This is a genomic window from Pseudoalteromonas sp. SR45-5 (genome assembly GCF_014163565.1).
GTDB classification, from domain to species: Bacteria; Pseudomonadota; Gammaproteobacteria; order Enterobacterales; family Alteromonadaceae; genus Pseudoalteromonas; species Pseudoalteromonas distincta.
Map to the genome: position 1 here is coordinate 1 of NZ_JACJDN010000201.1, position 6,306 is coordinate 6,306.

Consider the following 6,306-nt stretch of genomic DNA (forward strand, 5'->3'; position numbering starts at 1 on the left):
TCGTAAAGTAGCCGACAGTTACCGTGAAATGATTAACAGTATTGGCTTTTACCCTTCGATGCTTTCAGTGGGCTTTTTGGTATTTGCCATTATTACAATGTCGGTTGAATATTTAGCCCCTGTTGAGCAGCTAAAATCGTTTATATCGGTTGTACTTGTTGATAGCGCTGAAAACGCACGTACTATTTTAAGCACCTTAGCGGGGAGTATTATTTCGCTTACCGTGTTTAGTTTTTCAATGGTAATGGTCGTTTTAAATTCGGCCAGTGCGAGTTTATCGCCCCGCGTAGTGCCTGGGCTTATTACGCGTAAATCACATCAAATGGTTTTGGGCTTTTATTTAGGCAGCATAATTTACTCCATTATTATGCTTATAAATATTAATAAACTTGAAGGTGGCAGTACGGCTATTCCTTCAATTGGTGTGTTGTTCGCACTTGTTTTTGGATTGATTTCATTAGGTTTATTTGTATTTTTTATACATTCAATCTCTCGTGCCATTCAGGTTGATAACGTATTAAATGGCTTGTTTAGCCAAACTAAAAACGAAATTAAAACAATAATACAAAGACAACAAGAAAACCCAGTTGAAGACTTTCCAGACTTTAGTAAGTGGTATTCGGTTAGCAGTAAAACAGAGGGATATTACAAAGGCGTGCAAACCGATAAGCTGTGTGCCATTTTGGCAGAGCAAGATATAAAGGTGTATATCTCTGTTAACCAAGGCTACTTTACAGTTAAAGGCTATCCGTTTTTAAAGTGTAATAAAGACATATCAAACGATGAAGAGCTGATAAATAAAATTCTCGACTGTTTTATTTTTTATATAGAAGAGTACATTAGCGATCATTACCGTTATGGGTTAACGCAAATATCTGAGATTGCAGTTAAGGCAATGAGCCCGGGCATAAACGATCCAGGTACTGCGGTTAAATCAATTGATATGCTGAGTATTTTACTTATTCAACGGTTGTCAATTAACGATATTAACTACTCGTTTAAGCACAGTGATAATGCCCCATTGTTGTACCTTCATGAAACAAGCTTTGATGAGTTATTACATGATAATTTTACACCGCTGCGTAATTACGCCAAAGGTGATGCATATGTAATGACAAATGTGCTTGAGGCATTTAAAAATATTTTGTTTATTGCCCATAAAGATACCGATGCACGAAACAGTCTATTTAATTACTTAAATGCGATTGTTGATGACATAAATGAACATGTAACTAATGAATACGACAGACGCGAAGTGACTAATATGCTCAACTCTATAGCGCGTATCAGCCAAGAGCAAGGTGAGAAGTTGGTGGCACGTTTTGAGCACCACCAAAAATAAAAACTTAAAACATAGTTTAATCTATGTAGTACACAGCGTAGCTTGACGCTGTTACTTTAATCTCTCCAGCATGGTAGGCATCAGGTACATAGTTACTTGGTGCGCTATCAGCCATCATTACTTTTTCTGCGCGCATATAAGGCTGCGACTGCACATTGAGTGGACTTAGTGACGCGCTGTATAATCCTTTTAAATCAACGTCATAATCTTCACTAAACTCTTTTGCAGCATCCCGTGCGTCTTTAATTGCTAACTTTTGCGCTTTTTTATGCAGCTCGTTGTAGTTGCTTGCTAAAAATTGCGTTTGATTAATTTCGTTAATACCGTTGTTAACTAAGCTTTGTAGTAACTCAGGGTATTTATTTATATCGCTGAGTTTTACTGTTAACGTACGAGAAACCTTAAAGCCTTTAAATTCTTGATTACCGGTAGTGCGGTTGTATTGGCTATCACGGTTTATTGAAATTTGCCCTGCGTTTATATCTCCCTCTTTAACACCAATCTCTTTTACGAGCTTAATTGCCTTGGCGATAGTTAAGTCGGTTTTATTTTTAGCAGCAATTAAGTCTTTATCAACTTCGGTAATACCTACACTAAGCTGTACGTAATCTGGCATTGTAGTAAGAGTCGCTTCGCCCTTAACATAAATATGAGGAGCATCGGGAGTCGCTGCCGCAAGTGCATCAAAGCTAAGTACGTTTAAAGCCAGTGCACTACCTAAAACAAGAGTCAGTGTTTTCATTAAGTCGATCCTTTAATTATGTAAAAGCAAGTAAACACCGTACGTGGTTAATTAAATATGAACAAGCACAAAAAAACAGGCAATTGCCTGTTTTTTGTTAAGCGTTGTAACTAATGCTATTACGCCATTTACTTTTAATTACTTATAAACCTAATTAAACACTACAACGTTTATAGTTACGGTATTTTGGTAACCAGTAATTTTTGTCGATTGCTGCCCATAATGCGTCATCCGTAATCTCAAGAGCAACGCCCTCTTCGATTGCCTTTTTAGCGATGGCAAATGCAATACGTTTACTTAGCGTTTCAATTTCAGTCAAGGCTGGTAATAAACTACCTTTACCTGTGTTTGCACGCGGCGACGACTCTGCAAGCATTTCGCTAGATACACTTAACATTGCATCTGTAATGCGTGTCGCTTTAGCGGCAATAACCCCTAAACCAATACCCGGGAAAATATAACTGTTGTTACATTGTGGGATTGGGAACGTCTCGCCATTGTACTCAACAGGATCAAATGGGCTACCTGTGGCAACAAGTGCTTTACCGTCAGTCCACTTAATCACATCAGCAGGATGCGCTTCTACTTGCTTAGATGGATTACTTAATGGGAAAATAATTGGCTGTTCACAACCGGCATGCATAGCGCGTATTACTTGTTCTGTAAATAAGCCAGGTTGACCAGAAACACCAATCAAAATGTCAGGCTCAGCACAGTGCATAACATCAAGCAGTGATGCGTACTCGCCGCTGTACGTCCAATCACTTAACGAGCCTGTAGGTTGTGCAAGTGCTTGTTGGAAATCGCGTAAGCCTTCCATACCCTCACTAAGCAAACCAAAACGGTCAACCATAAATACTTGGCTACGCGCTTTTGCTTCTGAAATACCTTCAAAAACCATTTGGCTAATAATTTGCTCAGCAATACCACAACCAGCAGAGCCTGCACCCACAAAAACTACTTTTTGCTGGCTTAGGGTTGAATTTTTAACACGACACGCAGCAAGTAAAGAACCGACCGTTACAGCCGCAGTACCTTGAATGTCATCGTTAAAGCTACAAATTTCATTGCGGTAGCGCTTAAGTAATGGCATTGCATTTGGCTGTGCAAAATCTTCAAACTGAAGTAATACATTTGGCCAGCGACGTTTAACCGCTTTAATGAATAAGTCTAAAAACTCATCGTATTCGTCTTGAGCAATTCGCTTATGGCGTGCGCCCATGTACATAGGATCGTTTAAAAGCTTTTCGTTATTAGTACCCACATCAAGCATTACAGGCAATGTGTATGCTGGGCTTATACCACCACACGCTGTGTAAAGTGACAATTTACCAATTGGAATACCCATGCCACCAATACCCTGATCGCCAAGGCCTAAAATACGCTCGCCATCGGTTACAACAATAACTTTTACTTTACCTTTGGTAGCGTTGCGTAAAATGTCGTCAATTTGGTAGCGATCTTCATACGAAATAAATAAACCACGTGCGCTGCGATAAATGTCAGAGAATTTTTCACAAGCATCGCCCACTGTCGGTGTGTAAATGATTGGCATCATTTCTTCAAGGTGGTCACGCACTAAACGGTAGTAAAGTGTTTCGTTGTTATCTTGAATCGCACGTAAGTAAATATGCTTATTAAGGTTGTCGGTAAAGCTAGAATACTGCTGATAACAACGCTCAACTTGCTCTTCTATTGTTTCAAAGCGAGGAGGAAGTAAACCAGCAAGATTGAAATTTTCGCGTTCTTTTTTACTAAAGGCGCTGCCTTTATTTAATAGCGGTGTTTCAATTAGGCCAGGGCCAGAATGATGAATATATAAGTAGTTAGGATCAGTATTAGTTGTCATATTTCCAGGCTTTAACGGAGTCTTAAGTTATGATCTGTCATTATCAGTGTTAGAGGTTTAATTGCAACGACAATTAAGCTAGTCAGACCATTGAGAGAAAATACATGCGGGCTTCACTGCCCGCATGCATATTATACATAATTTAAAATTTGATAGTGGCGTTATTATCAGTTAAATCAGATAACGCAACACCTTCACGGCGTGGATCAGCTCCGCCGTAAAGTTTGTCATTTTTAACTTCAACTGCGTGTAAGCCCGAGTTTAAGTCAATAATACGTACATTGTGGCCGCGTTTAGTAAGCGCAGGCGCAATGGCTTCAATAGCTGTGCCTTTTTCAAGGCTGGTGTAATCGTTACGATTTGTTGTACGCGGTAAGTTAATAGCGTCTTGCGCTGATAAATTCCAGTCAATAACACCCACAACAACTTGTGCAACGTAATCTATGATACGACTACCGCCAGGTGAGCCTACAATTAAACGTAAGCTGCCATCTTTATTAAATACCATTACCGGTGACATAGAGCTACGCGGGCGTTTACCAGCCTCTACACGGTTTGCTACAAGCTTGCCGTTTTTACGTGGCGATAACGAAAAGTCAGTTAGTTGGTTATTTAAAATAAAGCCATTAACCATAACCGTAGAGCCAAACGCCATTTCAATTGAACTAGTCATCGAAACGGCATTACCTTTACTATCTACAATAGAGACATGAGAAGTAGAAGGTAACTCGTATGAATCATCCATTGCATAACTTAAGTACCCTACTGGATTACCGGCTACGGCTTTTTGGTCTGTTTCGGTAATTAATTTAGCGCGTGAGGCAATGTAATCTTTGTTTAATAGCTCTTTTGTAGGTACTTGAGTAAAATCGGGATCGCCCATGTACATATCGCGATCGGCAAATGCAATACGCGAAGCTTGGCTAAAGTAATGAATCGCCTTTTCGCCATTTGGCTTAAGTGCGCTCATATCTTTATGTTCAAGCAAGCCAAGCATTTGCAGTACTGCTACGCCGCCACTACTTGGTGGTGCCATAGAACACACGTTATAAGCACGGTATTGAATACATACCGCATCGCGCTCTTTACTTTTATAATCTGCTAAATCTTGTACGCTTAATTTACCAGGGGCAATTTTAGAGTGCTGTACAGCATTAACCATTTGTTTTGCATTTTCGCCTTTGTAAAATGCATCAATGCCCTGCTTTGCAATGTCTTTGTATAAATCAGCAAGTGGTTGATTCTTTTTAACGCTACCCACTTCAATTAATTTACCATTAGGGTAAAAGTATTCGTTAATAACTGGCATGCTCAATACGCCTGGGTTTAACTGGCGGGCTAATAAGCCATGTAAACGCGGCGAAACTACAAATCCTTGTTCTGCAAGTTCAATAGCCGGTTTAAAAAGCGCTTCCCACGGTAATGTACCGTATTGTTTATGTGCGCTTGCAAAGGCATGTAAAATACCGGGTACACCAACAGAGCGTCCACCTACTACGGCTTCAATCCATTTAACGGCTTTACCGTGTTTATCTAAAAACAGTGTTTCGTCTGCATTTGCAGGTGCAGTTTCGCGGCCATCAAAACTAGTCAATTTATTGTTAGCTTTGTTGTAATACATCATAAATGTACCACCGCCAATACCTGAGGATTGCGGTTCAACTAAAGTAAGCACTAGTTGAGTAGCAATCGCAGCATCTACAGCACTGCCGCCTTGGGCTAAAATTTGTTGACCGGCTTTTGAGGCATATGGATTTGCCGCAGCTACCATGTATTTATCACCTTGCACTACTTTTTTATGGATTAATCCGGTAGCAGCTTCAGGTTCGCGAGTTTCAATTTGAGTTGCTTGCTGTGCAAATGAAGGCAGTGATACTGCGCACAGTCCAATGGCAAATAATGAGTTAAGTTTAAAATGCATAAAAATACTAAAAACACTTAATTACGTAGTTGTATTTGGCATCTTAAAGTTAAACGGGCACAATATGCAAAAATTTTGACTAAAAAAATATAATAAAATGCTTAATTTACCTATTCAACCTCGTTATATATTACCGCCTATTATTTTGCTGCTTTTTAGTACCATTTTTGCTGCATTTGATTTAAATAGTTTACTTGAATTTAACCGAAGCCTAATTGATGATGGCGAACTGTGGCGAATCTTTTCTAGCCAATTTGTTCATGCTAATTGGGCTCATTTGGGACTAAATGCCAGTGGTGTTTTACTAATATGGTTACTACATGGCGAATACACATCACCTACTCGTTACGCCGTTAATATAATTGCGCTGGCACTGTGGTGTGGACTTGGCGTGTATTGGTTTTGCCCAAGCATACATATTTATACCGGATTAAGTGCTCTGCTGCATGGCG

At 39.6% G+C, this 6,306-nt stretch carries 5 protein-coding genes; 2 read left to right on the forward strand and 3 right to left on the reverse strand.

The genetic code is table 11. The annotated features are described in order from the left end of the window. Positions 1 to 1,342: DUF2254 domain-containing protein (locus tag H5072_RS09330; protein ID WP_259395912.1), on the forward strand; the 1,342-nt coding region annotated here is incomplete at its 5' end. 16 nt (positions 1,343 to 1,358) lie between these two features. On the opposite strand, the gene H5072_RS09335 is transcribed toward H5072_RS09330, so the two are convergent. The 3 genes from H5072_RS09335 to ggt form a co-directional block, all read right to left on the reverse strand. Next, entirely contained in the window at positions 1,359 to 2,084 is a 726-nt protein-coding gene (locus tag H5072_RS09335) for an SIMPL domain-containing protein (RefSeq protein ID WP_024596616.1), read from the reverse strand. A 154-nt stretch (positions 2,085 to 2,238) separates the two neighbouring features. Further along, entirely contained in the window at positions 2,239 to 3,933 is a 1,695-nt protein-coding gene (locus H5072_RS09340) for an NAD-dependent malic enzyme (protein WP_182693361.1), read from the reverse strand. 142 nt (positions 3,934 to 4,075) lie between these two features. Then, positions 4,076 to 5,854, reverse strand: a complete 1,779-nt coding sequence (gene ggt / locus H5072_RS09345; RefSeq protein WP_182693362.1) for a gamma-glutamyltransferase — start codon at positions 5,852 to 5,854, stop codon at positions 4,076 to 4,078. Between the two features lie 97 nt (positions 5,855 to 5,951). Between ggt and rrtA the strand changes: the two genes are divergently transcribed. After that, on the forward strand, positions 5,952 to 6,306 hold a 355-nt coding region (gene rrtA / locus H5072_RS09350; RefSeq protein WP_182693363.1), incomplete at its 3' end, for a rhombosortase.